Origin of the sequence: Mesorhizobium sp. M0800 (assembly GCF_040320095.1) — a bacterium.
Taxonomy (GTDB): domain Bacteria; phylum Pseudomonadota; class Alphaproteobacteria; order Rhizobiales; family Rhizobiaceae; genus Mesorhizobium.
In genome coordinates, this window is sequence record NZ_JAMYOZ010000003.1 from 72,494 (window position 1) to 98,199 (window position 25,706).

Below are 25,706 nucleotides of genomic sequence, written 5' to 3' on the forward strand. Positions count from 1 at the left end.
CAGTTGGAACTCGCGGCGTGGCCGGGGCATTGGAGTGACGATGCGGGAATATTATTCGATCACGGAGCTGACCCGCGAATTCGACGTGTCGACGCGGACGTTGCGCTTCTATGAGGACGAAGGGCTGGTGCAGCCAGTAAGACGCGGCCGCACTCGGCTGTTCCGTCCGTCGGACCGGCATCTCATCCGCCAGATCATGCGCGGCAAGAGGCTCGGCTTCTCGATCAACGAGATCCGCGAAATCATCCAGATGTACAGGGAGCCGCCCGGCGAGGTCGGCCAGCTCAAATTGATGATCAAGCGCATCGAGGAAAAGCGCGAGGATTTGCGCCAGAAACGCCGCGACCTCGAAGAGACCTTGGCCGAGCTCGATCAGGCCGAGGAATCCTGCGTCGAGCGGCTGGTGGAGCTCGGCGTCACCACATGAGCGTGGCGTCAGCGCCGGCTCAAATCCAGCGCCGCACCCTTTTGGCGTAGTCCCGGTATTTCTTGCCGAATTTGGCCGTCAGCACCTTCTCCTCGCTCTCGATCGTCAGCTTCTGCGTCAGGAACGCCGCGATGACCGCCAGCGGCAGGAACCAGGCGATCCCAGTGACAAAGGCGAGGCTGACCAGCAGCAGCGTGTTGGCGAGGTAGATCGGGTTGCGGCTGACGGCGAAGGCTCCGGTAGTCACCAGATGGTCAGGCACGCCGTTCGGGTTGAGCGTCGTCTTGGCGCGGATCATGGTGCGGATTGCCGTGAACCAGAGCGCGGCAACCGCCACCAACCCCACAAGGCCGGCGGCGAACAGGATGTCGCCGAGAAGATCGCCGATCCACGGCAGCGGATAGAACAGCCCTAGCGCGACGCTGACGATGATGGCAGCGATATAGATCAGCGGCGGCCATGGGATGTGCCCCAGCTTCGGCTGCCCAGGATTTTGCTGCACGGGTTTCGGGTGACTGTCGCTCATTATTGTCCTCCCTCGATTAGCGCGTTCCCGGTTCCGCCGCCTCGGTTTGGGCGGTGCAGGTGCCGGCGAGCTCGCCAATATGCGCCTTCCACTCCGGGGACTGGTCGTTGCTGTAGAGCCGGTCAAGCGAGGCTTCGCCCTGGAGAGTGTCCAGCATGCAGGCACAATAGCTGGAGCAGAACTCGGTGTCGCGTGCCTGCTCGCAGGATATCTGGCAGGATTTCAGAAAACTCACCTCCCTGGTTTCGGCCTGCGCCGGCATGAATTGCGAAAACAGCCAGACCGAGCCGATCAGCACCGGCTGATGGATCAAATAGAAGGCTAGGCTGTGCCGGCCGATGAAGACCAGCGGATTTGCCCAGCGGCCGGGCGCCAATGCCGACAGCCGCGTCAGCGCGCCGGAGGTGGCGGCGAGCTTGGTAACCGCGATGCCGGCAAGTACGGCGCCGAACCAGGGCAGCAGTGGAACGTAGTCGTTGGAGCGCGGGTTGGTCGCCGACAGGCCGACCCACCACAAAGCCGGATGATCGAAAAGCTCAGATCGCAGGTAGAAAGGCGCGGCAATAGCGAGGGCCGCCACGGCAAGCGTCAGCAGCGCCGGCAGGCGCAGGAACGCCAGGCCGAGCAGGCTGGCGAGCGCGATCTCGTGCAATATGCCGAAGAAGATGAAGCCGTCGGGCGTGGCGATGCGGGTGACCAGCGATATTGCGAGCGCTGCCCCGGCAACCATGGCGAAGCGCTTCCAGAAGCCGGTCCAGCGGATTTTCTTGCCATGGGCGAGATAGAGGCTGATGCCGACCAGGAACAGGAAGCTCGAGGCGATGCAGCGCGCGTAGATTTTCCACCAGCCGAAGGCGGTGAGGCCGGGATCGGTGTAGCCGAAGAATTCGAGGTCCCAGGTGAAATGATAGCTCGCCATGGCAAGCAAAGCGATGCCGCGTGCAATGTCGATAGCGGCGATGCGCTTCGACTTCGGTTGATCCTGAACGGCTGCGCTCGGCGTGTCGATGCTCATGATCTCGCTGTCTTGGTTCAGCCCCGGCAAGACGACTATCACGGTTGCCACCGTCAAAAGAAGCAGGGCCTTGCGTCGCGTTGGTACCGGTCGGCATCAGAGCTGCTTTAGGCCAAAGCCGGAAAGCCTTTGGCCGGCGTGCTGGCGTTTTTCGGACTGGGCGCGGTTTTCGCGACACTCGGCCTGCTGGCGGCAGTCTGCGGCTTCGTCACCTGGCGTTATCTGCCCAAATCGCTTTGATGTTCGAGCGCCGCATGGCGCTCGCCCACCCAGTTGTGGAAGCGGTGCAAGTCGTATTCCTCGGGCATCAGTACGCCGGCCTTGTGGCGCATCGAGCGCAGGCCCATCTGGTTGACCTCGCAGATATCAGCATCCTCCTCCAGCACCTGGGTACCGAAGGCGACGATGTTGTCGATATCCGCGGCCGGATCGGCAAGCGCTTCGCCTCGCGGCAGACGAGCAACCAGTTGCGATACCAGATGGCCTCGAGATCGCGCTGATAGGCCGCGATGTCCCAATAGGCCGGCGACGGCAGCGTCGGCTCGGCCCGCATCAGGCCGTTGTAGGGACCGCGCTCATTCGGGCTGGGTTGCATGCCGGCTTCCTCCCCATCCGCCAGCCGACACCCGGCTGCGAAAATTGTCAATCGCGGCGCCGGCCGACCGGCTTGGCGAGGCGGCGCATTCGCCACACGATCCGGCGGAATTTGGTTTGCCGGGCGGGGCGATTCTGCCTATAGTCGCTGATGTCGTCGGTTCCGTTTGGAACCAAGAGGGAATGCGGTGAGGGCAAGTTGTTTGCCCAATGCCGTGGCTGCCCCCGCAACTGTGTGCGGTAGTCCTCTCCATATGCCACTGAAGGTTCGCCTTCGGGAAGGTGGGGAAGGGCGCTGATCCGCGAGCCAGGAGACCTGCCGGCGACAGGAAACTGACTTCTATGCCCTCGGGTGGAGGGCGAAAGGACAAGACATGAATACCGCTTCCGTTTCGCTCGGCGCTTCCGCCTCCTCGCAGTCGCGTCTCATGCAGCTGGCGCTTGCTGCATTCCTCGGCATTTTCGTCATGGGCTTTGTCGGCTTCTCGCATATCGATGCGGTCCACAATGCCGCGCACGACTATCGCCATTCGATGGGCTTTCCCTGCCACTGACAAGGGGCTGACATCATGACACTGTTTCGCAACGTCGTGTTCATCGCGGCGATCGCAGGGCTTGTGGCCGGCGTGGCTCTCGCCTGCATGCAAGCCTATGCCACGGTGCCGCTCATCCTGAAGGCGGAAGTCTACGAACAGGCCGGCGGCGGCCATGACCATGCCGCGGCACCTGCGGCACCGGCCGAAAACGCCGCGGGCACGACGGTTATGAGCAGCGCCGCGCCGGCACCGGCTGAAGCAATGGCTCCGGCGGAAGACGAAGGCTGGGCGCCGGCCGACGGTTTCGAGCGCTTCGGCTTCAGCGTCGTTGCCAATATTGTCACCGGCATCGGCTTTGCGCTGGTCCTGGTTGCGGTTTCGGAATTCGCCGGCGGCATCGGCAATTGGCGCCAGGGCCTGTTCTGGGGGCTGGCCGGCTTTGCCGCGTTCACGCTGGCGCCGGGCCTCGGCCTGCCGCCGGAACTGCCGGCGATGCCGTCGGCCGACCTTGTCCAACGCCAGATCTGGTGGTGGGCAACAGTGGTGGCGACAGCGGCCGGTCTCGGCCTTATAGTCTTCCGCAGATCGCTGCCGCTGGTGGCTCTTGCCGTGGCGTTGATCGTTGCGCCGCATATCGTCGGCGCGCCGCAGCCCGATAGCTTCGAGACGGCGATCCCGGAAGGCCTGCACCACCAGTTCGTGGTGGCGGTGACGCTGACCAATCTGGTGTTCTGGCTGGTGCTCGGCGCGGTCGTCGGCGTGGTGCGCGGACGCTTCACGGGCACGGCGACCAGCCTGCGCGACAGCTTTGCCTGACCGCGCTGCCGGGGCACTGACCCTGGTCATCGGCGGTGCGCGCGCCGCCAAGAGCGCGCATGCCGAGAGCCTGGTGACGGTCGGCCCGCCGCCTTGGAGCTATATCGCCACGGCGCAAGCCTATGACGACGAGATGCGCCAGCGCATCGCGCTGCACCGCTCGCGCCGCGGCGCCGGCTGGACGACCATCGATGCGCCGCTCGACCTTGCCGGCGCGATCGGAGCGCTGCCTGACGGCCAGCCGGTGCTGATCGATTGCCTGACGCTGTGGCTGACCAACCATATGCTGGCCGACCATGATGTCGAGGCCGAATGCCGGAGGCTGGCCGATGTGCTGTCGCGGCCGCGTGGGCCGTGGTTCGTGGTGTCCAACGAGGTCGGCCAGGGCATCGTGCCGGACAATGCGCTGGCAAGACGGTTTCGCGACGCCGCCGGCCGGCTGAACCAGGACGTCGCGGCTGTTGCCGGCACCGTGCTTTTGATGGTGGCGGGGCTGCCGCTCAAGGTGAAATGACATGGCTGATACTATCGATCCCAAGGACGAGGAACGCCACCGCGCCAAGATGGCCAAGCGCAAGGCGGTGCAGGACGCCGAGGTCGCGGCCAAGACGGTCGAGAAGGGGCTGCTGATCGTCAACACCGGACCGGGCAAGGGCAAGACCACGGCCGCCTTTGGGCTGGCGCTCAGGATGCTCGGCTATGGCAAGCGCGTCGGCGTCGTTCAGTTCATCAAGGGCAAATGGCACACCGGCGAGAAAGACGCCTTTGCCGCCTTCGGCGACCGTGTCGTCTGGCACGCCATGGGCGAGGGCTTTACCTGGGAGACACAGGACCTGAAGCGCGACATCGCGGCGGCCGAGGCTGCCTGGGCGAAAGCGCTGGAGCTGATGGCCGAGCCGTCGATCAGCCTCGTGGTGCTCGACGAGCTGAACATCGCGCTGCGCTACGACTACCTCGATCTCGAAAAGGTGGTCGCGGCGCTGAAGGCGCGTCGCGAAGGCCTGCATGTCGTCGTCACCGGCCGCAACGCCAAACCGGTATTGGTCGAGGCGGCCGATCTGGTCACCGAGATGGGCGTGACCAAGCACCACTTCTCCGCCGGCGTGAAGGCGCAGCAGGGGATCGAGTTCTGAGGGGTGTTGCTGGCGCCTCTTCTTCCTTCTCCCCTTGTTGTGGGAGAAGGTGGATTGGCGCGCAGCGCCAAGACGGTTGAGGGGTGCTGGCCGGAGCGCTGTTGGTGCCAAGCTGGAACACCCCTCATCCGGCCGCTTCGCGGCCACCTTCTCCCACAAGGGGAGAAGGGAAAGCCGCACGAAGCGGCTCGCCCCTGGAATGGTAAGGGTGAGGGGCGGCGCCGACCTGACGCGATTATTTGAGGCGTAGCCTTATTTTGTTCTTGCTTTGTGCCGGCAGCTATGCTACTAATTTGGCTATAGTGCTAATTGGGCTCCAACGACCCGTCGCTTGGCGGGTTCTTTGTTTCCGCTCGATCTCGAGCGCAGATCACGCCAAGATAACAACCACCGCGACCACGCCGAACAGCGCGATCAGCAGTAAGTCGGCGACGCGGTAGAGTTTCAGCGCCCGTCGGATGTCGGTGCTCTCGACATCATCGTGCCGGCCGCCTTCGCCCATCAACGCGTCTTCGACCATGACGCCGTCATAGGAACGGGGGCCGGCGAGCGCCAGGCCGAGCGCGCCGGCCATCGCTGCTTCCGGCCAGCCGGCATTGGGCGAGCGGTGTTTTTTCGCATCGCGCCGCACGGCGTGCCAGGCGTCCTTGGCGTCGGCGCCCTTGACCAGAAAAGCGGCGAGTACGATCAGCAGCGCCGTCAGCCGCGACGCCGGCAGATTGATCCAATCGTCGAAGCGCGCAGCCGCCCAGCCGAAGGCTTCGTGGCGCGGGGTGCGATGGCCGATCATCGAATCGGCGGTGTTGGCGGCCTTGTAGGCGACGCCGCCGGCGAGCCCGCCGATACCGAGCCAGAAGGCCGGAGCGACGACGCCGTCGGAGAAATTCTCGGCCAGGCTTTCGATCGCGGCGCGGCAGACAGCGGCCCTGTCGAGCTGTTCCGGGTCGCGACCGACGATCCGCGAGACGGCAATGCGGCCCATATCCAGTCCGCCGCTGTCGAGTGCGTCGGCGACCGCTTCGACATGCTCGGCCAGGCTCTTCTGCGACAGCAGCGACGTCGCCAGAATTGCGGTGACCAACAAGCCGAGGGGAATGCTCGAAAGCAAGGTTTCGAGCCAGAGGGCGAGGGCGGCCGGCACCAGCACGATCACCAGCAGCGCGAAGACGCCCCAGCGGCGACGGTGGGCGTCGGAATCAGTGGCGCGGTTGAGCCTGCGGTCGAGAAAGGATATCAGCCTGCCGAACCAGGTGACGGGATGGCCAATGGCATCGAAGAGCCGGGCCGGGTAGCCGAGTACAAGTTCGATGGCCAGCGACAGGAAAGTGATCAGGATCGGCATGAAGTCTCTTGATGGAGTGACGGCGGCAGTGGACCACGGCGGAAGCCTTGGCCGGGCGAGGGCGCTTTTCCCTCACGCGCCGCTGCCTTTCGTCGACCTCTCGACCGGGATCAATCCGCACTCCTACCCGCTTTTCGATTTGCCCGCCACCGCCCTGTCGCGATTGCCGGAAACAGCGCGCAGCCGCGACTTGGCTGAACGCGCGGCAAGCGCCTATGGCGCCCCGTCGGCGGCGAATGTCGCAGCGGCGCCCGGCACGCAGATCCTGTTGCCGCGCGTCGCTTCGCTGGTCAGCCCGGGCACGGCGCTGGTGCTCGGGCCGACTTATGCCGAGCATCGGCGGGCAGCGGCGATCGCCGGCCATGCGGCGGCTGAAGTCGATGATTTCGAAGCCCTGGCGGCGGCCGACCTTGCCGTCGTCGTCAATCCCAACAACCCGGACGGGCGCGTCGTCGAGCGCGAAAGATTGCTTCGACTTGCCGGGACATTACGCGCCAGAGGTGGGCTGCTGGTGGTCGACGAGGCCTTCATGGATGTCGGCCCGCGCAGCGAAAGCCTGGCCGGCGACGTCGACCAGGGCGGCATCGTCGTGCTGCGTTCGTTCGGTAAGTTCTTCGGCCTGGCCGGCCTGCGGCTTGGCTTTGCACTGGCCGATGCGCTGACGGTCGAGCGGCTGGAGGCGCAATTCGGGCCATGGGCGGTTGCCGGGCCGGCGCTCGAATATGGCATAAGGGCGCTTGCCGATACCGGCTGGCAGGCCGGGATGCGGCGCCGTCTGGCCGAGGATGCCGCACGGCTCGATACGCTGTTCGGCCGCTTCGGCGTGCCTGTCGCCGGTGGCACCGCGTTGTTCCGCTATATCAGGCTGGCGGGCGCCGCCGGCCTGTTTTCGGTGCTCGGCCAGCGCGGCATCCTGCTTCGGCATTTCGCCGATCGTCCGGATGTGCTGCGCGCCGGCCTGCCGGGAGCCGACGAAGCATGGCGGCGGCTCGAATCGGCGCTTGCCGGCTGGGCCTCGCGGCGCGACGATGATGCCAAGGGAGAAACGATCCAATGATCCATGTCTGCTCGCTGTCCAAAGTCGAGGAAACGGTAACGAAGACCGGGGCCGGCCGGCTGCTTTCGCTGCTTGCCGCCGGAACGGAGGTGATGCGACCGGCCTCGATCACCAGGGAAAACCATCTGCATCTGGTCATGCATGACATTGCGGTGGCGCAGGAGGGCATGACCATGCCGGGCGAGGAGCATGTCCTGAACGTGCTCGATTTCGCCCGCCACTGGGATCGCTCGCGGCCGCTGGTGGTGCATTGCTATGCCGGCATCAGCCGCTCGACCGCCTCGGCCTACATCATCGCGGCAGCCTTGGCGCCGAAGCGCGACGAGGCCGAACTGGCCGAGACGCTGCGCAGGCTGTCGCCCACGGCGACACCCAATCCGCGGCTGATCGCGATCGCCGACACGCTGCTCGATCGCAGGGGCAGGATGATCGAAGCGATCCAGGCGATCGGGCGCGGCGCGGATGCTTTCGAAGGCACGCCGTTCGAATTGAAAATCTGAGCCTAAAAACAAATTCCAGGAAAAGTGCGCAGGAGTTCTAGGACACGGCCAAGGGGCGAATGATGATCGGGAGAATTTTGGCCATCGTTGTTGGCGTGGTCTGCGCGACAGGCAGCGCCATGGCCGCGTCCATGCCGGCTCTCAAGTCGATCGACCTGGCAGCGCTCCAAGCCACTGTCGAGGGTTTGGCCAAGGAACTTATGCTGCCCGGTGCCATGGTTTTGCTCAAGACTCCGCGGGGCAACCTCGTCTTCGGCTACGGTACGACTGAACTGGGTGCCACGAACCCGCCGCGCGCCGATACCCACTTCCGTGCGGCCTCGAACACCAAGACGATGACGGCCGCTGTCATCGTGCAACTGGTGCAGGAAGGGAAACTGAGCTTCGCCGATCTGATCTCGAAATACGTCCAGCGCGTTCCCAACGGCGACGAGATAACCATTCGGCAGCTCATAACAATGCGGAGCGGCCTCCCTAACTTCACCAATGCGCCGGAACTTGCCGAAAGCCTGGACAAGTATCCTTACAGGGTATGGACCGCTGATGAAGTACTCGGCATGGCGTTCAAACGGCCGCCGGACTTCGCGCCGGGTGCCGAATTCGAGTACAACAACACCAACTACTATCTGCTCGGCCTTGTTGCCGAGAAGATCGACGGCAAGCCGCTCTCGACCATCTTCCGGGACCGCCTGTTCGGGCCGCTCGGCATGAAGAACACGGCGTTGCCGCCGAGCACGTCGAACGCCATCCCCGAGCCATACTCAAACGGCTATCTCTACGGCAGTACTTCGTACGCCCTGGCTGATGCGCCCTATCCGGACGACCTCCAGGCTGCGGCCAGGGCGGGAACGCTCAAGCCCAACGACGACACATGGCAGAACCCGTCCGCCTACTTTGCGGCTGGCGGAGTCATCTCCACCGCGGATGACCTCGCTACCTGGATGCGCGCGCTGGTCGGGGGCAAGCTCTTCAATGCCGACTTCCAGCGCCAGTGGCTTGCAAGCCCTGAGGCGCCGGCGCCGGGCGAACCCGCCATGCAAAAATACGGCTATGGCATCCTAACGCTGACCTTCGGGCCTAACGAAATCTACTATCACGAAGGCGAGATGCCCGGTTACCAGTCCTTCATGGGCTACGATCCGGCCAATGACGTCACCCTGGTCATATGGACCAACCTGACTCTCGCGCTCCACGGCCAGGCGACCGCCAACACCTTGATGGTGAAGATACTGGACGAAATCTACACGGTGTCGCCGCTTCAAGAGGTGAAGTGAGGATCCTCGCGCGCGAATGGAATCGCCCCTCGTGAGCGAGGCCTGAGTTGGTGGGATCAAACACCTACGCCAGCCAATCCGCCAGCTTTGCCTTGCCCACGTCCCTCAGCAGGCCGATGAAGCCGTCGGCCTGATGCTCGGCGGTGAGCCGGCCTTTTTCAGCGGTGGCAATGCTGGCGTCGCCGACGACGCCATTCGGGTTGAGATCGCTGGCGATCCAGGCGAAGGCGTGCGTTCCGGTGTGGCGCAGCAGCGCAAATTCCTTTTCGGCGCGGGCGACCTTGGACACGAAATTGTCGGCCTTCCCCATATCGACGAGGTCGGGCCGGAAGTGCAGCATCAGCGAGGTCTCGACGTCGCCGCCATGGATGCCGTGGCGGTCCTCGAGCTCGGTGTACATGCCGGCCGGCCGGCCAAAGCGCTGCCAGCTGGTCTTTACCGCCAGCATCTTTGCCCGCACACGCAATTCGCGGGTGACGATGCCCATGATCTCCTCATTGCCGCCATGCGAGTTGACGACAATCAGTTTTCGGACGCCGGCGCGCGCGACCGACAGGCCAAGTTCGGTCCACGCCTCGACCAAGGTCGTCGCCGGCAAAGTGAGGGTGCCCGGTGCGTGCAAATGCTCGTTCGACTTGCCCACCGCCTGGACCGGCAGGATGCGGATGTCGAGATCGCCGGGCAGGCGCGCGATCACCGTTTCCAGCATGCCGTTCATGATCGAGGTGTCGGTCGAGACCGGCAGATGCGGGCCGTGCTGCTCAATCGCCGCCAGCGGCAGAACGGCAATGGTCGCTTCAGGATCGACGGTCGCGTATTCGGTGGTCCGGTAGTCACCCCACCATACGCGTTTTTTTGCAGCGGTCATGTCATGCCCTCTTGAACCGACAAGCCCAGACCTAACGCGGGAACGATCGGCTGTCGATCATCCCGCCGCAATGACCTCGATCTCGACCTTGAATTCCGGCCGGGCAAAACCGGACACGATCATCAGCGTCGAGGCCGGCGCCGGGCTGGCGAACAGCCGGTCGCGAACCTCCATATAGGGCCGCAGGAAGGCGCGGTCGGTGACGTAGGTGTTGATGCGGACGATGTCGGACAGGCCGAGCCCGGCCTCGCCGAGAATCGCCGATATGTTCCGGAAACAAAGCTCGGCCTGTGCGCCGGCCTCCTCGGGGATCTGGTCGTCCGGGGTGATTGCGACCTGGCCCGAACACAGCACCAGCCGCTTGCCGGGCGGCAGTTCGACGCCATGGCTGTAGCGGGCGAAGGGCGGCTTGATCGACTTCGGCGTGAGAAATTTGAACATGGCAATCTCCGTTCACGGCAGCCTAAAGCGGGATCGATGCGGGCATCAAGATGGCGGTGCATGTCACGAGGGCGATTGTGGACAGGCGATCAAAAAATAGGCACGATGCCTTTCGTACAGCATGACCCGTCCGGCCTTCGCGCCGCCATTGCTCAGGCGGGCATTGCACAAGCGGGCGGTCCCGGCGCAACGCGCCGGTGGCATGTGTCTTGCTTCTTGAAACAATGGTGTCGAGCCCGGCGCGTGACGCGCCGGAGCGAACAAAGGGTGGTGTGGATGTACGGAAAACTCAAGATTTCGGCGGGCGTGATCGTGCTGCTTGGCGCAGGCACGCTTGCCGCGGCAGCGAACGAAAAAGTCACCTTCGGCACCAACTGGCTGGCTGAGCCGGAGCATGGCGGTTACTACCAGGCCGTGGCGGACGGCACCTATGCGGCCTGCGGCATCGACGTGACGATCATGCAGGGCGGCCCACAGGTCAGCGGCCGGCCGCTGCTGCTGGCCGGCAAGATCGATTTTTACATGGGCGGCAATCTGCTGTCGGCCTTCGATGCCGTGCAGCAAGGCATACCGATGCGCGTCGTGGCGGCCGACTTCCAGAAGGACCCGCAGGTCATCATGTCCCATCCCGGGCAGGGGCTGGACAAATGGGAAGACCTGAAGAACGCCGACCAGTACATCCTCGGCGACGAAGGTGCGCAGACCTTCTTCCAGTGGATGGTCACCGACCTCGGCTTCGACGCCGCCAAGCGCGCGCCCTACACCTTCAACCCGGCGCCGTTCATCGCCAACAAGAAGTCGATCCAGCAGGGTTACGTCACCTCGGAGCCATTCGCCGTCCAGAAGCAGGGCGGTTTCACGCCGAACCAGTTCCTGCTGGCCGACTATGGCTGGGACACATATGCAACGACGGTCGAGACCATGCAGGAGACGGTCGACAAGCGGCCCGAGGTGGTCCAGTGCTTCGTCGATGGCTCGGCCAAGGGCTGGTACAATTATCTCTACGGCGACAACAAGGCCGCCAACGAGATGATCAAGAAGGAAAATCCGGACATGACGGATGAGCAGATCGCCTTCTCGATCGAGCAGCTGAAGAAGTTCGGCGTGGTCGATTCCGGCGACAGCGAAAAGCTCGGCATCGGCGCCATGACCGATGCGCGCATCCAGAGTTTTTACGACAAGATGGTCAAGGCCAAGGTCACACCGGCGGGCATCGACATCAAGAAGGCCTACACGCTGGCCTTCGTCAACAAGAGCGTCGGGCTCGACCTGAAGAAGTAGGCCGTGAAGCTGGAGAAAGTGGCGCAACAGCCAGGAAGCGTATCGGGGCCGACGCTGTTGGCGCTGCGTGGCGTCGGCAAGGTTTTTTCCAACGGCGTCACCGCGCTCAGCAATGTCGAGCTGACGATCCGGGAGGGCGATTTCCTCAGCCTGCTCGGGCCGTCGGGCTGCGGCAAATCGACGGCGCTGCGGCTGATTGCGGGCCTGTCGACGCCGACCTCGGGCGTGCTCGACTGGCGCGGCAGCGGCGCCCTCGAGCGTTCGACTATCGGCGACCGTTCAAATATCGGCTTCGTCTTCCAGGAGCCGACGCTGCTGCCCTGGGCCGACGTCTTCGACAATGTCTGGCTGCCGCTGCGGCTGAAGGGCGTGTCGCGTGCCAAGGCGGCGCCGGCGGTGATGGAGATGCTGGCGCGGGTTCACCTGACCGGCTTCGAGAATGCCGTGCCGCGCGAACTGTCCGGCGGCATGAAGATGCGCGTCTCTATCGCCCGCGCCATGGTAACCAAGCCGCGCATTCTGTTGATGGACGAGCCGTTCGCCGCACTCGACGAGATCACCCGCTTCAAGCTCAACAACGACCTTCTCGAGCTATGGCAGGATGAGCGTTTTACCGTCGTTTTCGTCACCCACAGCGTCTTCGAAAGCGTATTCCTCTCCAACCGCATCGTCGTCATGGCGGCGCGGCCGGGCCGGGTGTTTGCCGAGCTTGCCGTCGATGCATCCTATCCGCGCGACGAGGCGTTTCGCACCTCGCCCGACTATGCCGCGCTCTGCCGCCAGGCATCCGACGTGCTGATCGGCGCCATCAACTCAACTGCCGGACCGCATCATGACGGCCATTGAAGAACCAGTCCTGGCGCTCGACCCGGAGGAGGCGCGCCGCGTCCGCCAGGAGCGCTTCGAGCGCATCGGCAGATGGCTGCTGCCGCTGGCGATCATGATCCTGGCCATCTGGCTGTGGGACCGCGTCTGTGTCTGGAACGACATTCCGAAATACATCCTGCCGCGCCCCGGCGTGGTGTTGCAGACGCTGCACGACGATGCCGGGCTGCTGTTCTCCTCGCTGCTGGTGACACTCAGGATCACCTTCTTGAGCCTGCTTCTCGCCGTGGTCGGCGGTGTCGGGCTGGCAGTGCTGTTCGCTCAGTCGAAATGGGTGGAGATGTCGTTCTTTCCGTTCGCCATCGTGCTGCAGGTGACGCCGATCGTCGCGATCTTTCCGCTGATCAATATCTATGTCGACAACCAGACGACGAAGCTTTTGCTTTGCGCCTGGATCGTCGCCTTCTTTCCGATCCTCTCCAACACCACGCTCGGCCTCAATTCCGTCGATCGCAATTTGCGCGACATGTTCAAGCTCAACGGCGCGACCCGCTGGCAGCAATTGCGCTATCTGCGGCTGCCGGCGGCGATGCCTTATTTCCTCGGCGGGCTGAAGATCGCCGGCGGCCTGTCGCTGATCGGCTCGGTGGTGGCCGAGTTCGTCGCCGGCGCCACCGGCCAGTCGTCCGGCCTCGCCTCGCGCATCATCGAGGCCGGCTACCGGCTCAACGCACCAAGACTGTTCGCGGCGCTGATCCTGATCTCGCTCACCGGCGTCCTGATCTTCCTGGTGCTGTCGCTGATTTCGCATCTCATTTTGCGGCGCTGGCACGAGAGCGCGCTGAGGCAGGAGCGGTGATGGTGAGCAGCGCCGCCTTGATACCAGCTTCTGGTTCCTACCATCTTTCCAACGTCCGGCTTCACGCGTCGCTGACGCCGGGGCTTGCGGCTGCCTTTGGCGCCGACGGATTTGCGCTCGCGGACGTTGCCGTCGCCGATGGCAAGATCTCCGGGATTACGGCGCATCGATCCAACGCACCGGCGGACGCCACCGATCTCGGCGGCCGCATCGTGCTGCCGTGCTTTGTCGACTGCCACACCCATATCGACAAGGGCCATATCTGGCCCCGAAAGCCCAACCCGGACGGCACCTTCATGGCCGCTTTGAACGCCACCGGCGCCGACCGCGCGGCGCGCTGGAGCGCCGACGACGTTGCCCGCCGCATGGATTTTTCGCTGCGCTGCGCCTACGCGCACGGCACCAGGGCGCTGCGCACGCATCTCGACAGCGTCGCGCCGCAGGAAGAGATCTCCTGGCCGGTGTTCGAGACGATGCGGGAGAAATGGCGCGGCCGCATCGAGCTGCAGGCGGCCTGCCTGCTCGGCATCGAGGGCGTGCGCGACAGGAAATGGTTCGAGAGGCTGGCCAAACGGGTGGCTGCCGCCAAGGGTGTCCTCGGCGTCGTCACCTATATGGTGCCGGATCTCGAAGAACTGCTCGACCAGGTGTTTGCGCAGGCGATCAAGCATGGCCTCGACCTCGATTTCCACGCCGACGAGACCGACGATGTCTCGGCGATCTCGCTGAAGAAAATCGCCGAAGCAGCCCTTTGGAACGGTTTTGACGGGAACATCCTGGTCGGCCATTGCTGCTCGCTGGCACGCCAGCCCGACCTCGACGTGCTCGACACGCTGGATAAGGTCGCCAAGGCCGGCTTGGCGGTGGTGTCGCTGCCGATGTGCAATCTCTATCTGCAGGACCGGCGAGGCGACAGGACAACGCCGCGCTGGCGCGGGGTGACGCTGCTGCACGAGATGAAGGCGCGCGGCATTGCCGTCGCCGTCGCCTCCGACAATACGCGCGACCCGTTCTACGCCTATGGCGATCTCGACATGCTGGAGGTCTATCGCATGGCGACGCGCGTCCTGCATCTCGACCATCCCGTCGCGGACTGGCCGCAAGCTGTCACCGCAACGCCGGCCAAGGTGATGCGGCTCGATAATTTCGGCACGCTTGCCGCCGGAGCGCCGGCCGATTTCGTCGTCTTCAGGGGGCGAAGCTGGACGGAATTGCTGTCGCGGCCCGAATCGGATCGCATCGTCGTGCGCGACGGGCATGCGATCGAGCGCCAGCTGCCCGATTATGCCGAACTCGATGATCTGATGGTGGAATGATGGATATTGCGGCGCTCAAGCGCGACCTGGACGGCCTCAAGGTCGATGACCATCCGGCCATCGTCCAGCAGAAGAGCCGCGACTTCTACTGGTACAGCCCGGTGCTGAAGCAGCAGCTCGAGCACGTCACCGGTGACCTGATCGTGACGCCGAAAACCGAAGACGAGGTCGTCCGCATTCTCGCCGCCTGCCACCGGCACGGCGTCCCGGTGACGCCGCGCGGCAGCGGCACCGGCAATTACGGGCAGGCGATGCCACTGTCCGGCGGCGTGGTGCTCAATCTCGCCGAGATGAACGCGGTCAAGATGATCGCGCCGGGCCGTGTCGTCACCGGCCCCGGCGCCGTGCTCGCCGACATCGACAGAGCGACGCGGGCGCATTCCGGCCAGGAGCTCCGCATGTCGCCGTCGACCTACAACACCGCATCGATCGGCGGCTTCGTCGCCGGCGGCTCCGGCGGCATCGGTTCGATCCGCTGGGGCGGACTGCGCGACCTCGGCAACGTCATCCGGCTGAGGACCGTGACGATGGAGGCTGAGCCGCGGGTCATGGAGCTCACCGGCGAGGACGTGCTGAAGGTGATGCACGCCTACGGCACCAACGGCATCATCACCGAAGTCGAGATGCCTCTGACCGCCAGCTATGACTGGATCGACGTCATCGTCGGCTTCGACGATTTCATGGATGCGGCTGGCTTCGGCAACGATCTCGCCATCCAGGACGGCATATTGGCGAAACTGATCACGCCGATCGCAGCACCCATCCCCTACGATTACTTCAAGCGCCACCAGCGGTTTTTCCGGCGCGGCCAAAGCATCGTCGTCTTGATGATCGCGCCGCATGCGATGGATGCCTTCCTCGCCTTCACGGCGCGCAGCAAGGGCGAGATCGTCTTTCGCGCCGACAAGGAGGCCGATCTCAAAGGGCTGCCGCCGGCCTATGAGCTGACCTGGAACCACACGACGCTGCGTGCCATCCGGGTCGATCCGACGATCACCTATCTGCAGACCCGCTATCCGTCGCCGGACCACCTCGGCCACGTCAAGGCGATGGTCGACCGCTTCGGCGACGAGGTGCCGGCGCATCTCGAGTTCATCCGCTTCGACGGCGCCATCGGCATCGCAGGGCTGCCGCTGGTCCGCTTCACCACGGCGGAGCGGCTCGACGAGATCATCCGCATCCACGAGGACAATGGCTGCTGGATCTTCAACCCGCACCGCTACACGCTGGAAGAAGGCGGCATGAAGCGCACCGACGAGGTGCAACTCGCCTTCAAACGCGAGACCGACCCGCAAGGGCTGCTCAATCCGGGCAAGATGATCGCCTGGGAGAACCCGGACTATGATTATCGCTCGGGCAAGTCGTTCCTGTTCAAGGGACTGGAGAAGGCGGGTTGAGACGATGACGGGCGTATGGCGCTGTACCCTCCTCTGGCCTGCCCTCTTTGCCACCACTTGGCATCTTCCCCTCAAGGGGGGAGATTGGCAGTTCCATCGTCTCGACCATCTTCCAACGTCGTCAACTGGCGAAAGCGATACTGACAGCCGATCTCCCCACTTGAGGGGGAGATGCCCGGCAGGGCAGAGGGGGGTGCTTGGTGCCGACTTGCGAGATGTTCTCCTGTGAACGTCCTCGTCCTCTATGCTCATCCGGTCGAGACCAGCTTCAACGCCGATCTGCACCGGACGATCATCGAGCGGCTGAAGGCCGCCGGCCATGTCGTCGACGACTGCGATCTCTATGCGGAGGGTTTCGATCCCAGGCTGACGCGGGCCGAACGGCTGTCCTATCACGACGAACGCAGCGAAGGCGATCCGGCGTCAGCCTATGTCGAGCGCCTTCTGCGGGCCGAGGCGCTGGTGCTGTCGTTTCCGGTGTGGAACTTCGGCTATCCGGCCATTTTGAAAGGCTTTTTCGATCGCGTCTTCCTGCCCGGCGTGTCGTTCAAGCTGGTCGACGGCAAGGTGCAGCCGTCATTGCACAATATTCGCAAGGTGGTCGCGGTCACGACCTATGGCGGCAGCCGGTTCCGAGCCATGCTGATGGGTGACCCGCCGCGCAAGCTGGTCAAGCGGGTGCTGCGTGCGACGATCAAGCCCGGCGGGTCGGTTTCCTACCTCGCGCATTACTCGATGAACCTGTCGACGGACGAGACGCGGACGAGGTTCATCGCGAAGGTCGCGGCCAGGATGGACGCGTTCTGACGCGGGAGGGGACTTTTCCTTCTCCCCTTGTGGGAGAAGGAAAAGAGTTACATCCGCACCCGTTCCGATTTCGGATCGTACATCGGCTTAAGCGACGCTTCCGCCGCAAAGCGCTCGCCGGCGATCTCGATTTCGTAGGACGACGACAGCACGTCCGCCTCGCTCTCGCCCTGGCACGGCACGTAACCGAGCCCGATTGCGCCGCCGAGATGATGACCGTAATTGCCCGAGGTGATCGGACCCACGATCTTGCCGTCGCGCAGGATCGCCTCGTTGTGGAAGAGCAGCGGCTCGGGGTCGTTCAGGCGGAACTGCACCAGGCGCCGGTTCAATCCAGTTTCTTTCTTCTTCAGCACCGCATCGCGGCCAAGGAAGTCGCCCTTGGCCGTTTTCACGGCAAAGCCGAGGCCGGCCTCCAGCACATTGTCTTCGTCGGTGATGTCGTGGCCGAAATGCCTGAACGCCTTTTCGATGCGACAGGAATCCAGCGTGTGCAGGCCGCATAGTTTTAGCCCGACATCGGTGCCTGCCTCCGCGATCGCCTCGAAGACATGGGCAGCCTGGTCGGTCGAGACATAAAGCTCCCAGCCGAGCTCGCCGACATAGGTGACGCGGTGGGCGCGGGCCAGCCCCATGCCGATCTCGATCTCCTGAAACGTGCCGAACGGATTGTTGTTATTGGAGAAATCGTTCGGGCTCAGCTTTTGGATCAGCTTCCTCGAATCCGGGCCCATCAGGCAAAGCACCGCTTCGGCAGCGGTCACATCGGTGATGACGACAAACTCGTTGGCAAGGTGTTTTCTCAGCCAGGCCAGATCGCGCTGCAGCGTCGCGCCCGGCACAATGAGGAAGAAGGCGGTTTCGGACAATCGCGAGACGGTGAGGTCGCTCTCGATGCCGCCGCGCTGGTTGAGCATCTGGGTATAGACGATCTTGCCCGGCGTCACGTCCAAGTCGTTGGCGCAGAGCCTTTGCAGGAAGGCGCAGGCGTCGCGGCCCTCGACGCGGATCTTGCCGAACGAGGTCATGTCGAACAGGCCGACGCCGTTTCGGACCGCCAGATGCTCCTCGCGCTGGTTATCGGACCAGTTCTGCCGTTTCCAGGAATAGCGGTATTCGCGCTCCTGGCCCTCCCGCGCAAACCAGTTGGCGCGCTCCCAGCCGGCGACCTCGCCGAACACGGCGCCGCGCACCTTCAGATGCTCGTGCAGCGGCGAACGCCTGACATTTCGCGAGGTTGCCATCTGGCGGTAGGGGAAATGATCGGCGTAGAGCAGGCCGAGCGTTTCGGAGACGCGCTCCTTGAGATAGCGGCGGTTCTTCTGGAACGGCTGGGCGCGGCGGATGTCGACCTCCCAGAGGTCGAAGGGCGCCTCGCCGTCATTGATCCATTGCGCCAGCGCCATGCCGGCGCCGCCGGAGGAGACGATGCCGATCGAATTGTAGCCGGTCGCCATCCAGTAGCCGGAAAGCTCCGGCGCCTCGCCGAGATAGTAGCGGTCGTCGGGCGTAAAACTCTCGGGACCGTTGAAGAAGGTGTGAATGCCGGCGGTGGCCAGCATCGGCATGCGGTTGACGCCCATTTCGAGGATCGGCTCGAAATGGTCCATGTCCTCCGGCAACTGGTCGAAGCAGAAATCCTCGCTTATGCCGTTCATGCCCCAGGGTTTGGCCACCGGCTCGAAAGCGCCGAGCATCATCTTGCCGGCATCTTCCTTGTAGTAGGCGCACTCGTCCGGCACGCGCAGCACCGGCAGGCGGGAGAGCCCGGCGATCGGCTCGGTGACGAGATAGAAATGTTCGCAGGCGTGCAGCGGGATGGTGACGCCGTTCTGGGCGCCAAGTTCGCGTGCCCACATGCCGGCGCAGTTGACGACGATATCGGCTTCGATCGCGCCCTGCTCGTCGCCTTGCGCCCAGGAAACCCCGGCGACACGGCCGGCCTTGGTGTGGACCTCGGTGACCTTCACATTCTCGACGATCGTTGCACCGCGCTGGCGCGCGCCCTTGGCCAACGCCATGGCGATATTGGCCGGATCGCACTGGCCGTCGAGCGGCAGGTGCACGGCGCCGACCACATCTGACACATTGAGATGCGGGTACATCTGCTTGACTTCACTAGGCGAAATCTCGCGCACATCGACATCGAAGGCGCGGGCGAGAGACGCCTGCCGATAGATCTCGTGCTTGCGCTCCTCGGTAAGCGCCACCGTGATCGAGCCGACCTGGCGCATGCCGGTGCCGACATCGGTCTCGGCCTCCAGCTTGACGTAGAGGTCGGCCGAGTATTTCGCCAGCCGCGTCATGTTCTGTGAGCCGCGCAGCTGGCCGATCAGGCCGGCGGCGTGCCATGTCGTGCCCGACGTCAGCTGCTTGCGCTCGAGCAGCACGATATCGGTCCAGCCGAGCTTGGCCAGATGATAGGCGACCGAGCAGCCGGAGACGCCGCCACCGATGATGACCGCCCTCGCTTTGGGAGGAATGGCCTTGGTCGGAATGGTTTTGGTGGGCGGGGCGTTCATGCGGCCTCGCGACCATAGAAGGAGGCGAAGCGGCGCAGGCGCGTGGCAGCCTCCATCAGTACCGGCTCAGGCTGGCAGAGGCTGAAGCGGATGTGGCCGGCTGCAGCCTCGCCGAAGCTCGAGCCGGGCATGACGCCGACCTTTTCCTGGTCGAGGAAGGCCCAGGCGAATTTTTCGTCGTCCGGCTCGATCGCCGATATGTCGAGCATGACGTACATGCCGCCTTCGGAGCCGCGCACGGTGATGTTGTTCATACCGCGCATGGCATCGAGGACGACGGTGCGTCTCGCGGCGTAGCGCTCGGCGATCTCCTTGACGCCGTAGCCATTTTCGAGCGCCTCGGCGCAGGCGAGGCTGATGAAGGCCGGCAGGCCGTAGGTCATCACCAGATTGAGGTCGGTCAACAGCGAGACCATTGATTCCGGCCCGGTCAGCCAGCCCATGCGCCAGCCGGTCATGCCGTGGCTCTTCGACATCGAATTGATGACCAGCGTACGTTCCGCCATGCCGGGCAGCGAGCGTGGTGAGACGTGCTCGCCGCCGCCCAGCGTCCAGTAGACCTCGTCCGACAGCAGCCATAGGTCATGCTCGCGGCAGATCTGCGCCAGATCTTCCAGGCGCTCTCGCGAATAGACGGCGCCCGTGGGGTTGTTGGGCGTGTTGATCAGGATGGCGCGGGTGTTCGGCCGAAGGGCGGCGCGAATGTCGGCGGCGCGCGGCTGAAAGCCATCCTCGGCGGGGGTCTCGACGACGCTGAACTCGGCGCCCGCCGCACTGAAGGTGTTGGGATAGGTGGCGTAATAGGGCGCGACGACGATAGCATGGTCGCCCTGGTCGAGAACCGCTTGAATGGCCGCGTAAAGCGCGGCCTGCCCGCCCGGCGTGGCGATGACCTGGTCGGGATTTGTCGCAACGCCGGTGCACAGCGTCGAAGCCGCCGCCATCGCCTTGCGCAGGCGCGGAACGCCGGCAAGCGGCGTGTAGTGGTGATTGCTGGCGCGAACCGCCGTCACGCAGGCTTCGATCGTCTCGCTCGGCGTGTCGAAATCATGGTCGCCGACCGACAGCATGATGATGTCCTCGCCGGCCTGCTTGCGCGCCCAGGCAGCGGAATGAACCTCCCAGCCATCCTTGCCCGAAGGCACGATGCCGGAAATGCGCGATGATGGCCTGGGCATTATGCTGCTCCCGAAATTTCATAACCGGCCTGTTCGAGCCGGTCGCGCAGCGCGGCGATGTGGGCCGGTCCGACTTCGCAGCAGCCGCCGACGATGCCGGCGCCGGCCTCGACCCAACCGACCGCCTGGCCGGCATAGGCATCCGGATCAAGGTCGTGGCGGGCGTGCAGCACTTCCACGGTACCGCCATGCTTGAGCGCCTCAATCGAGGTGAAGCCGTTGGCATAAGCGCCGACCGGACCGCCGAGAGCGATCAGTTCGGGCAGCGCTGCAGCGATCGCTTCGGGCCGGCAGCAATTGATCAGCCGGGCCGCGACGGGCAGGCCGGCAAGAGCGCCCGACGCCGCCGCAATGGCTTCGCCGCTGCGCAGGCGCGGCGTGCCGTGGTCGGCAAGCGTCCACGACACCCATACGGGCTTGCCGCTTTCCGATGCGGCGGTGACGGCGGCGCGTGCCTCTTCGGCCGACGCCATGGTTTCGCACAGAAACAGATCGACGCCGTCCGCCTGCTCGGCAACGATGCGGCGATAGATGTCGAGCGTATCCTGGAAGGATATCGTCAGCGCCGGCGCATAGCTGCCGAACAGCGGCGACAGGCAGCCGGCGATCGCCGCGTCGCCGGCCTGGTCGCGTGCTTGCCTTGCCAGTTCGATGCCACGCTTCTGCAGCGGCTTGAAGAGCTCTTCCGCGCCTTCGCGTGCCAGCCGCTCCGGGGTGGCTGAATAAGTGTTGATGGTGATGACGCGGGCGCCGGCGCGGATGAATTCCGCATGCAGGTCGCGCACCAGATCCGGTTCGTCGATCAGCACCCTGGCTGACCACAGCGGCGTCGGCTCGGAACTGCCGCGGCGGACCAGCTCCTGGCCCATGCCGCCATCGGTTAGGATCACTTTCTTCATGCTCTGAGCCTCTCGTTCTTTGGATCCCATAACGGCTCATCCTTCTGCACGATCGCCCGAAAACGTTCGCCGAAGATCTCGACCTCGACCGCGGTTCCCGGCTCGGTGAGGTCGGCGCGCAGCATGCCGAGCGCGATCGACTTGTCGATGCGATGACCCCAGCCGCCGGATGTCGTCTCGCCGACGATGCGGCCGTCATGCCACAGCGTCGACATGGTGGGCGCGTCGCAGTCGCCGGGGTTTTCGACAACCAGCGTGACGAAGCGCTTCTTGATGCCCTGCTGCTTCTCGTTTTGCAGCGCCGTCTTGCCGCGGAAGTCGGGCTTATCCCATCTGACGAATCGCTCCAGCCCGCCCTGCAGGATCGAGTAGTCGGTCGACAGGTCGCCCTTCCAGGTACGGTAGCCTTTTTCGAGCCGCAGCGAATCCAGCGCGTACATGCCGAACGGTTTCAAGCCGTGCTTCTGGCCGGCCGCCCAGACGGCGTCGAAGATGGCTGCGGTATCGTTGACCTTGCTGTGGATTTCCCAGCCGAGCTCGCCCGCGAAGGACACGCGCACCAGCTTTGCCCAACGTCCGGCGATACTGGTTTCCTGATGCGTCAGCCAGGGCAGGGTGAGGTCGGCTGCGCAGAGTTCGGCGAGGATTCTTCGCGAGTTGGGGCCGGCGAGGATCTGGGTGGAGTATTCCTCCGTCCGGTCGACCAGCTTGAATGTGGCGTCCTTCGGGATGCGCGATTTCAGCCATTCGAAATCATGCCACTGAGCCACAGCGGCGGTGATCAGCGTCATCAGGTTCTCGTCGTGGCGGACCACCGACATTTCGGTGACGATGCGGCCCTTGTCGTCGGCAAAATAGACGAGGCCGATGCGGCCGGGTTTCGGCACCAGGCCTGTCACCTGGAGGCTCAGCCATTCGGCGGCACCCGGACCATCGAGATTGAAACGGGAAAACCCCGGCAGGTCCAGAATGCCGGCGGCATCGCGGACGGCGAGGCATTCCTCGCGCACACGATGCTGCCACGGCCCGTCGCGGCGGAAAGTCAGCGTGGATTCTTCGGAGATGTCGTCGCCTGGCTTCGCATACCAGGTGGCGCGTTCCCAGCCATTATAGGCGTCGAACCGGGCGCCGAGTGCCTTGATGCGGTCGTGGAGCGGCGACAGCTTGCGGTCGCGCCCTGCCGGCCAGGCATGGCGCGGGAACTGGATGGCATATTCGTTGCCGTAGATCTCCATGCCCTTGGCGACGCAATAATCCGGGGCCGAGGCAAAGGCGGTGAAACGGCGCGGATCGCACGACCACATGTCCCATTCGGTCTGGCCTTCGGTCACCCATTCGGCCAGCACCTTGCCGGCGCCGCCGCCCTGGGCGATGCCGAAGGTAAAGACGCAGGCCTCGAAGGCGTTGGGCACGTCGGGCATCGGGCCGATCAGCGGGTTGCCGTCCGGCGCATAGGGGATCGGCCCGTTGATGACCTTGGACAGGCCGGCGGTGCCGAGGATCGGCACGCGGGCGACGGCATCGGCCAGGTAATGTTCCAGCCGGTCGAGATCGTCGGGAAACAGCTGGAACGAAAAGTCGTCGGGCATTGGGTCGTTGTGGCCGACCCAGTGGGCGCGGCAATTGCGCTCATAGGGGCCGAGATTCATGCCGTTCTTTTCCTGGCGCAGATAATAGGACGTATCGACGTCGCGCAGCAGCGGCAGCTTCTTGCCCTGTTCCTTCGACCACGCCGCCAGTTCGGGGATTTCCTCGAACAGGATATATTGATGGCTCATCACCATCATTGGCACCTCGCGGCCGAACATCCTGCCGACTTCGGCGGCGCGGTAGCCGGCGGCGTTGACGACGATCTCGCAGCGGATCTCGCCTTGCGCCGTCTCGACCACCCACTCGTGATTGTCTCGGCTCACGCCGGTGACCGGACAGAAGCGGATGATCTTCGCGCCCATGTCGCGCGCGCCCTTGGCCATTGCCTGGGTCAGCTGCGCGGGGTCGATATCGCCATCATTCGGATCGTAGAGCGCGCCTTTCAGCTCATGCGTCTCGATGAAGGGGTAACGGCGCTTGATCTCGTCGAGCCCGACCACGTCGATTTCCATGCCCTGGTAGCGGCCCATGCCCTTGGCGCGCTGGAATTCCTGCATGCGCTCCGCGCTATGGGCCAGCCTGAGCGAGCCGGTGACGTGGTAGTTCATGGGATAGCCGACCTCGTCGGCCAACCGGCGATAGAGCTCGGTCGAATATCGCTGCATGTTCATCAGCGACCATGACGAGGAGAAAGTCGGCACGTTGCCGGCGGCATGCCAGGTCGAGCCGGAAGTCAGCTCGTTCTTCTCCAGAAGCACGCAGTCGGTCCAGCCCGCCTTGGCGAGATGGTAGAGCGAGGAGGCGCCGACGGCACCGCCTCCGATGATCACAACGCGTGCCGTGGTCGGCAAACCGGCCATGTTCTTCTCCGACTATTTGTTTTGATGCATGTCGTTGTCCCAAAACCGCCACGCACTTTTGGGCGACATGCATTCGTTCAATAGACAGGCGGCGAAACCACCCAGATCACCACAGCCGGTTCCACTCCAGGATTGCGCCAGCGGAACGGCTTGCCCTCGAAGCGGAAGGAGTCGCCTTCGCCAAGCCGGTGCCAGACGCCAGCAATTTCGATGTCGAAACTGCCCGAAGCGACGTAGCCGGCTTCCTCGGTCGGCCGGCGCGCCTCGGCCTTCATCTCGGCACCCGGAGCGAAGACCGAACGCAGCATCTCGAAGCTACCGCCGAGATCGGGCGACAGAAGCTCCTCCACCAGGCCGGAATCGCTTGTGCCAAGCGTGCGCCGGTTGCCGGCGCGCACGACCACGCCGCGCTCGGTCTCGACAGGCACGTCATGGCTGAAGAACAGGCTGACCGGCACGCCAAACAATTCGGCGAAGGCCCTGAGATCGCCGAGCGACGGGACCGACAGACCGCGCTCGACCTGGCTGACCCAGCCGACGGAACGGCCGAGCTTCAGTGCGATTTCAGCAAGCGTCAAGCAGCGCGCCTTGCGCAACGCGCGAATGTCGCCGGCCAGGAGCCGTTCGCCGCTGTCCTGTTCCGATCTGGCGGCGGTTGAGGGCAAAGCCATCCCTGTCTCGATGAAAAATTCCCAGCAAATTTCATTTGATGGCGGGTTCATGAAAAAATCAAGAGGATTTTCACGAAATCACAAGATTTACTTGCGCCATTTTGACGGTTCGGGCAAAGGCTCGGCGCACGAGCTGCGAGTGGGGCGTCCGGTCGAGGCGGGTAGGCTATCGGGCGTTCAAAAAGACGCGCAAGGATGCTCCATCACTTCTAGTCGGCGCATGATCCTTCCGGAAAATCGGGTTCGGGATCATACGCAAAAGGACGGCCATGCTGGAAAACAACTCCCGGATTGCGGCGGCGATCGTCGATGACGCGATCACCTCGCGGCGGTCGGTACGCGCCTTCTTGCCCGATATGGTCGACGACGAGACCATCCGCGATATTCTCGCCGTTGCCGCGCGCGCGCCCTCAGGCACCAACATGCAGCCCTGGAAAGTCTATGTGACCAAGGGCGAGGTCAAGCAGCGCATCACCGATGCCATCCTCAGCTCGGGCATCCGCGCCGAAAAGGCCGAGTGGGACGAGTACCGCTACTATCCCGACCAGTTCTTCGAACCCTATCTGACGCGACGGCGGGCCAATGGCTTCGGCCTCTACGGCGTGCTCGGCATCGGCCGGCGCGAGGTCGACAGGATGCGTGCGCAGCACGACCGCAACTTCGTCTTCTTCGATGCGCCGGTCGGCATGATCTTCACCGTCGACCGGCGGCTGAACAAGGGGTCGTGGATCGACTACGGCATGTTCCTGCAAAACATCATGGTCGCCGCGCGGGGCAGGGGCCTGCACACCTGTCCGCAAGCTGCCTTCGCGCCCTATCACCGGCAGATCAGGCCGGTGCTCAACATTCCCGACGAGGAGATCGTCGTCTGCGGCATGGCGCTCGGCCATGAGGATACGTCCAAGCCCGAAAATGCCTTCCGCACCGACCGCGCGCCGCTGGAAGAGTGGGTGACGTTCGCGGAGTGACGTG

General features: G+C 64.2%; 27 protein-coding genes and 1 riboswitch. Of the genes, 16 read left to right on the forward strand and 11 right to left on the reverse strand.

The genetic code is table 11. The annotated features are described in order from the left end of the window. Positions 1-40 precede the first annotated feature (40 nt). Positions 41-427 carry a MerR family transcriptional regulator gene (locus NKI18_RS05140; RefSeq protein WP_023676566.1) on the forward strand — a complete coding sequence of 129 codons (387 nt, stop codon included), beginning with the start codon at positions 41-43 and terminating at the stop codon, positions 425-427. A gap of 19 nt (positions 428-446) precedes the next feature. Here NKI18_RS05140 and NKI18_RS05145 read toward each other — a convergent pair whose 3' ends face one another. The 3 genes from NKI18_RS05145 to NKI18_RS05155 all read right to left on the reverse strand — a co-directional run bounded on the left by NKI18_RS05145 (position 447) and on the right by NKI18_RS05155 (position 2,354). After that, positions 447-953: a methyltransferase family protein gene (locus NKI18_RS05145; protein ID WP_352617525.1), complete on the reverse strand. Its 507-nt coding sequence runs from the start codon at positions 951-953 to the stop codon at positions 447-449. 16 nt (positions 954-969) lie between these two features. Next, positions 970-1,968 carry a heparan-alpha-glucosaminide N-acetyltransferase gene (locus NKI18_RS05150; protein ID WP_352617528.1) on the reverse strand — a complete coding sequence of 333 codons (999 nt, stop codon included), beginning with the start codon at positions 1,966-1,968 and terminating at the stop codon, positions 970-972. A 218-nt stretch (positions 1,969-2,186) separates the two neighbouring features. Beyond that, the gene (locus NKI18_RS05155; RefSeq protein WP_352617681.1) at positions 2,187-2,354 is read right to left on the reverse strand and encodes an SRPBCC family protein; all 168 of its coding nucleotides are present in this window, start codon (positions 2,352-2,354) and stop codon (positions 2,187-2,189) included. A gap of 349 nt (positions 2,355-2,703) precedes the next feature. Then, a riboswitch (cobalamin riboswitch) is annotated at positions 2,704-2,900 on the forward strand. Between the two features lie 36 nt (positions 2,901-2,936). On the opposite strand from NKI18_RS05155, the gene NKI18_RS05160 reads away from it, so the two are divergent. From NKI18_RS05160 to cobO, 4 genes are read left to right on the forward strand one after another with little or no spacing between them, the layout of a single operon-like run. Further along, positions 2,937-3,116 carry a CbtB domain-containing protein gene (locus NKI18_RS05160; protein WP_023676561.1) on the forward strand — a complete coding sequence of 60 codons (180 nt, stop codon included), beginning with the start codon at positions 2,937-2,939 and terminating at the stop codon, positions 3,114-3,116. 15 nt (positions 3,117-3,131) lie between these two features. Further along, positions 3,132-3,914, forward strand: coding sequence for a CbtA family protein (locus tag NKI18_RS05165; RefSeq protein WP_352617530.1), 783 nt, complete (start codon positions 3,132-3,134; stop codon positions 3,912-3,914). Continuing rightward, positions 3,907-4,428, forward strand: a complete 522-nt coding sequence (gene cobU, locus NKI18_RS05170) for a bifunctional adenosylcobinamide kinase/adenosylcobinamide-phosphate guanylyltransferase (RefSeq protein WP_353019026.1) — start codon at positions 3,907-3,909, stop codon at positions 4,426-4,428. Before NKI18_RS05165 ends, cobU begins: the two co-directional genes overlap by 8 nt. A gap of 1 nt (position 4,429) precedes the next feature. Next, positions 4,430-5,047 (forward strand): cob(I)yrinic acid a,c-diamide adenosyltransferase, encoded by a 618-nt coding sequence (gene cobO / locus NKI18_RS05175; protein ID WP_352568974.1) that lies wholly within the window; start codon positions 4,430-4,432, stop codon positions 5,045-5,047. 370 nt (positions 5,048-5,417) lie between these two features. Here the strand turns inward: cobO and cbiB are convergent, their stop codons facing one another. Beyond that, the gene (cbiB, locus tag NKI18_RS05180) at positions 5,418-6,389 is read right to left on the reverse strand and encodes an adenosylcobinamide-phosphate synthase CbiB (protein ID WP_352617533.1); all 972 of its coding nucleotides are present in this window, start codon (positions 6,387-6,389) and stop codon (positions 5,418-5,420) included. On the opposite strand from cbiB, the gene cobD reads away from it, so the two are divergent. The 3 genes from cobD (at position 6,388) to NKI18_RS05195 (ending at position 9,220) form a co-directional block, all read left to right on the forward strand. Continuing rightward, on the forward strand, positions 6,388-7,446 hold the full coding sequence (gene cobD, locus NKI18_RS05185) for a threonine-phosphate decarboxylase CobD (RefSeq protein ID WP_352617534.1): 1,059 nt from the start codon (positions 6,388-6,390) through the stop codon (positions 7,444-7,446). The two genes, cbiB and cobD, sit on opposite strands and share 2 nt — an antisense overlap. Continuing rightward, entirely contained in the window at positions 7,443-7,946 is a 504-nt protein-coding gene (locus NKI18_RS05190; RefSeq protein ID WP_353019031.1) for a tyrosine phosphatase family protein, read from the forward strand. Before cobD ends, NKI18_RS05190 begins: the two co-directional genes overlap by 4 nt. Positions 7,947-8,077: 131 nt before the next feature. Continuing rightward, entirely contained in the window at positions 8,078-9,220 is a 1,143-nt protein-coding gene (locus tag NKI18_RS05195; protein WP_352999240.1) for a serine hydrolase domain-containing protein, read from the forward strand. Between the two features lie 64 nt (positions 9,221-9,284). On the opposite strand, the gene NKI18_RS05200 is transcribed toward NKI18_RS05195, so the two are convergent. Continuing rightward, positions 9,285-10,088, reverse strand: coding sequence for a creatininase family protein (locus NKI18_RS05200; protein ID WP_352617540.1), 804 nt, complete (start codon positions 10,086-10,088; stop codon positions 9,285-9,287). Between the two features lie 57 nt (positions 10,089-10,145). Then, a complete protein-coding gene (locus tag NKI18_RS05205; protein WP_352617542.1) occupies positions 10,146-10,529 on the reverse strand; it encodes a RidA family protein in 384 nt (127 codons plus the stop codon). Between the two features lie 276 nt (positions 10,530-10,805). Here NKI18_RS05205 and NKI18_RS05210 point away from each other — a divergent pair, with 276 nt between their 5' ends. The 6 genes from NKI18_RS05210 (at position 10,806) to NKI18_RS05235 (ending at position 17,014) form a co-directional block, all read left to right on the forward strand. Beyond that, complete coding sequence (locus NKI18_RS05210; protein WP_352617544.1) at positions 10,806-11,810, forward strand: ABC transporter substrate-binding protein; 1,005 nt, start codon at positions 10,806-10,808, stop codon at positions 11,808-11,810. Positions 11,811-11,813: 3 nt separating this feature from the next. Next, positions 11,814-12,656, forward strand: a complete 843-nt coding sequence (locus NKI18_RS05215) for an ABC transporter ATP-binding protein (RefSeq protein WP_352617546.1) — start codon at positions 11,814-11,816, stop codon at positions 12,654-12,656. Continuing rightward, entirely contained in the window at positions 12,643-13,494 is an 852-nt protein-coding gene (locus tag NKI18_RS05220) for an ABC transporter permease (protein WP_352617548.1), read from the forward strand. Before NKI18_RS05215 ends, NKI18_RS05220 begins: the two co-directional genes overlap by 14 nt. A 17-nt stretch (positions 13,495-13,511) precedes the next feature. Then, a complete protein-coding gene (locus NKI18_RS05225; RefSeq protein ID WP_023676546.1) occupies positions 13,512-14,810 on the forward strand; it encodes a cytosine deaminase in 1,299 nt (432 codons plus the stop codon). After that, positions 14,810-16,207, forward strand: coding sequence for an FAD-binding oxidoreductase (locus NKI18_RS05230; protein ID WP_352617684.1), 1,398 nt, complete (start codon positions 14,810-14,812; stop codon positions 16,205-16,207). The genes NKI18_RS05225 and NKI18_RS05230 overlap by 1 nt, the downstream gene beginning before the upstream one ends. Before the next feature lie 225 nt (positions 16,208-16,432). Beyond that, positions 16,433-17,014: an NAD(P)H-dependent oxidoreductase gene (locus tag NKI18_RS05235; RefSeq protein WP_352617550.1), complete on the forward strand. Its 582-nt coding sequence runs from the start codon at positions 16,433-16,435 to the stop codon at positions 17,012-17,014. A 47-nt stretch (positions 17,015-17,061) separates the two neighbouring features. Here NKI18_RS05235 and NKI18_RS05240 read toward each other — a convergent pair whose 3' ends face one another. The 5 genes from NKI18_RS05240 to NKI18_RS05260 all read right to left on the reverse strand — a co-directional run bounded on the left by NKI18_RS05240 (position 17,062) and on the right by NKI18_RS05260 (position 24,734). Next, complete coding sequence (locus NKI18_RS05240) at positions 17,062-19,536, reverse strand: GcvT family protein (protein WP_352617552.1); 2,475 nt, start codon at positions 19,534-19,536, stop codon at positions 17,062-17,064. Continuing rightward, positions 19,533-20,714: a pyridoxal phosphate-dependent aminotransferase gene (locus NKI18_RS05245; protein WP_352617554.1), complete on the reverse strand. Its 1,182-nt coding sequence runs from the start codon at positions 20,712-20,714 to the stop codon at positions 19,533-19,535. Before NKI18_RS05245 ends, NKI18_RS05240 begins: the two co-directional genes overlap by 4 nt. Then, positions 20,714-21,613 (reverse strand): homocysteine S-methyltransferase family protein, encoded by a 900-nt coding sequence (locus NKI18_RS05250; protein ID WP_352617557.1) that lies wholly within the window; start codon positions 21,611-21,613, stop codon positions 20,714-20,716. The genes NKI18_RS05245 and NKI18_RS05250 overlap by 1 nt, the downstream gene beginning before the upstream one ends. Continuing rightward, positions 21,610-24,063 carry a GcvT family protein gene (locus NKI18_RS05255; RefSeq protein WP_352617560.1) on the reverse strand — a complete coding sequence of 818 codons (2,454 nt, stop codon included), beginning with the start codon at positions 24,061-24,063 and terminating at the stop codon, positions 21,610-21,612. The genes NKI18_RS05250 and NKI18_RS05255 overlap by 4 nt, the downstream gene beginning before the upstream one ends. Positions 24,064-24,140: 77 nt before the next feature. Continuing rightward, on the reverse strand, positions 24,141-24,734 hold the full coding sequence (locus tag NKI18_RS05260) for a helix-turn-helix domain-containing protein (protein WP_352617563.1): 594 nt from the start codon (positions 24,732-24,734) through the stop codon (positions 24,141-24,143). Here NKI18_RS05260 and NKI18_RS05265 point away from each other — a divergent pair. Further along, positions 24,652-25,047: a hypothetical protein gene (locus NKI18_RS05265; protein ID WP_353019178.1), complete on the forward strand. Its 396-nt coding sequence runs from the start codon at positions 24,652-24,654 to the stop codon at positions 25,045-25,047. The two genes, NKI18_RS05260 and NKI18_RS05265, sit on opposite strands and share 83 nt — an antisense overlap. Further along, positions 25,004-25,702, forward strand: a complete 699-nt coding sequence (locus NKI18_RS05270) for a nitroreductase (RefSeq protein ID WP_352452121.1) — start codon at positions 25,004-25,006, stop codon at positions 25,700-25,702. Before NKI18_RS05265 ends, NKI18_RS05270 begins: the two co-directional genes overlap by 44 nt. Positions 25,703-25,706 lie beyond the last annotated feature (4 nt).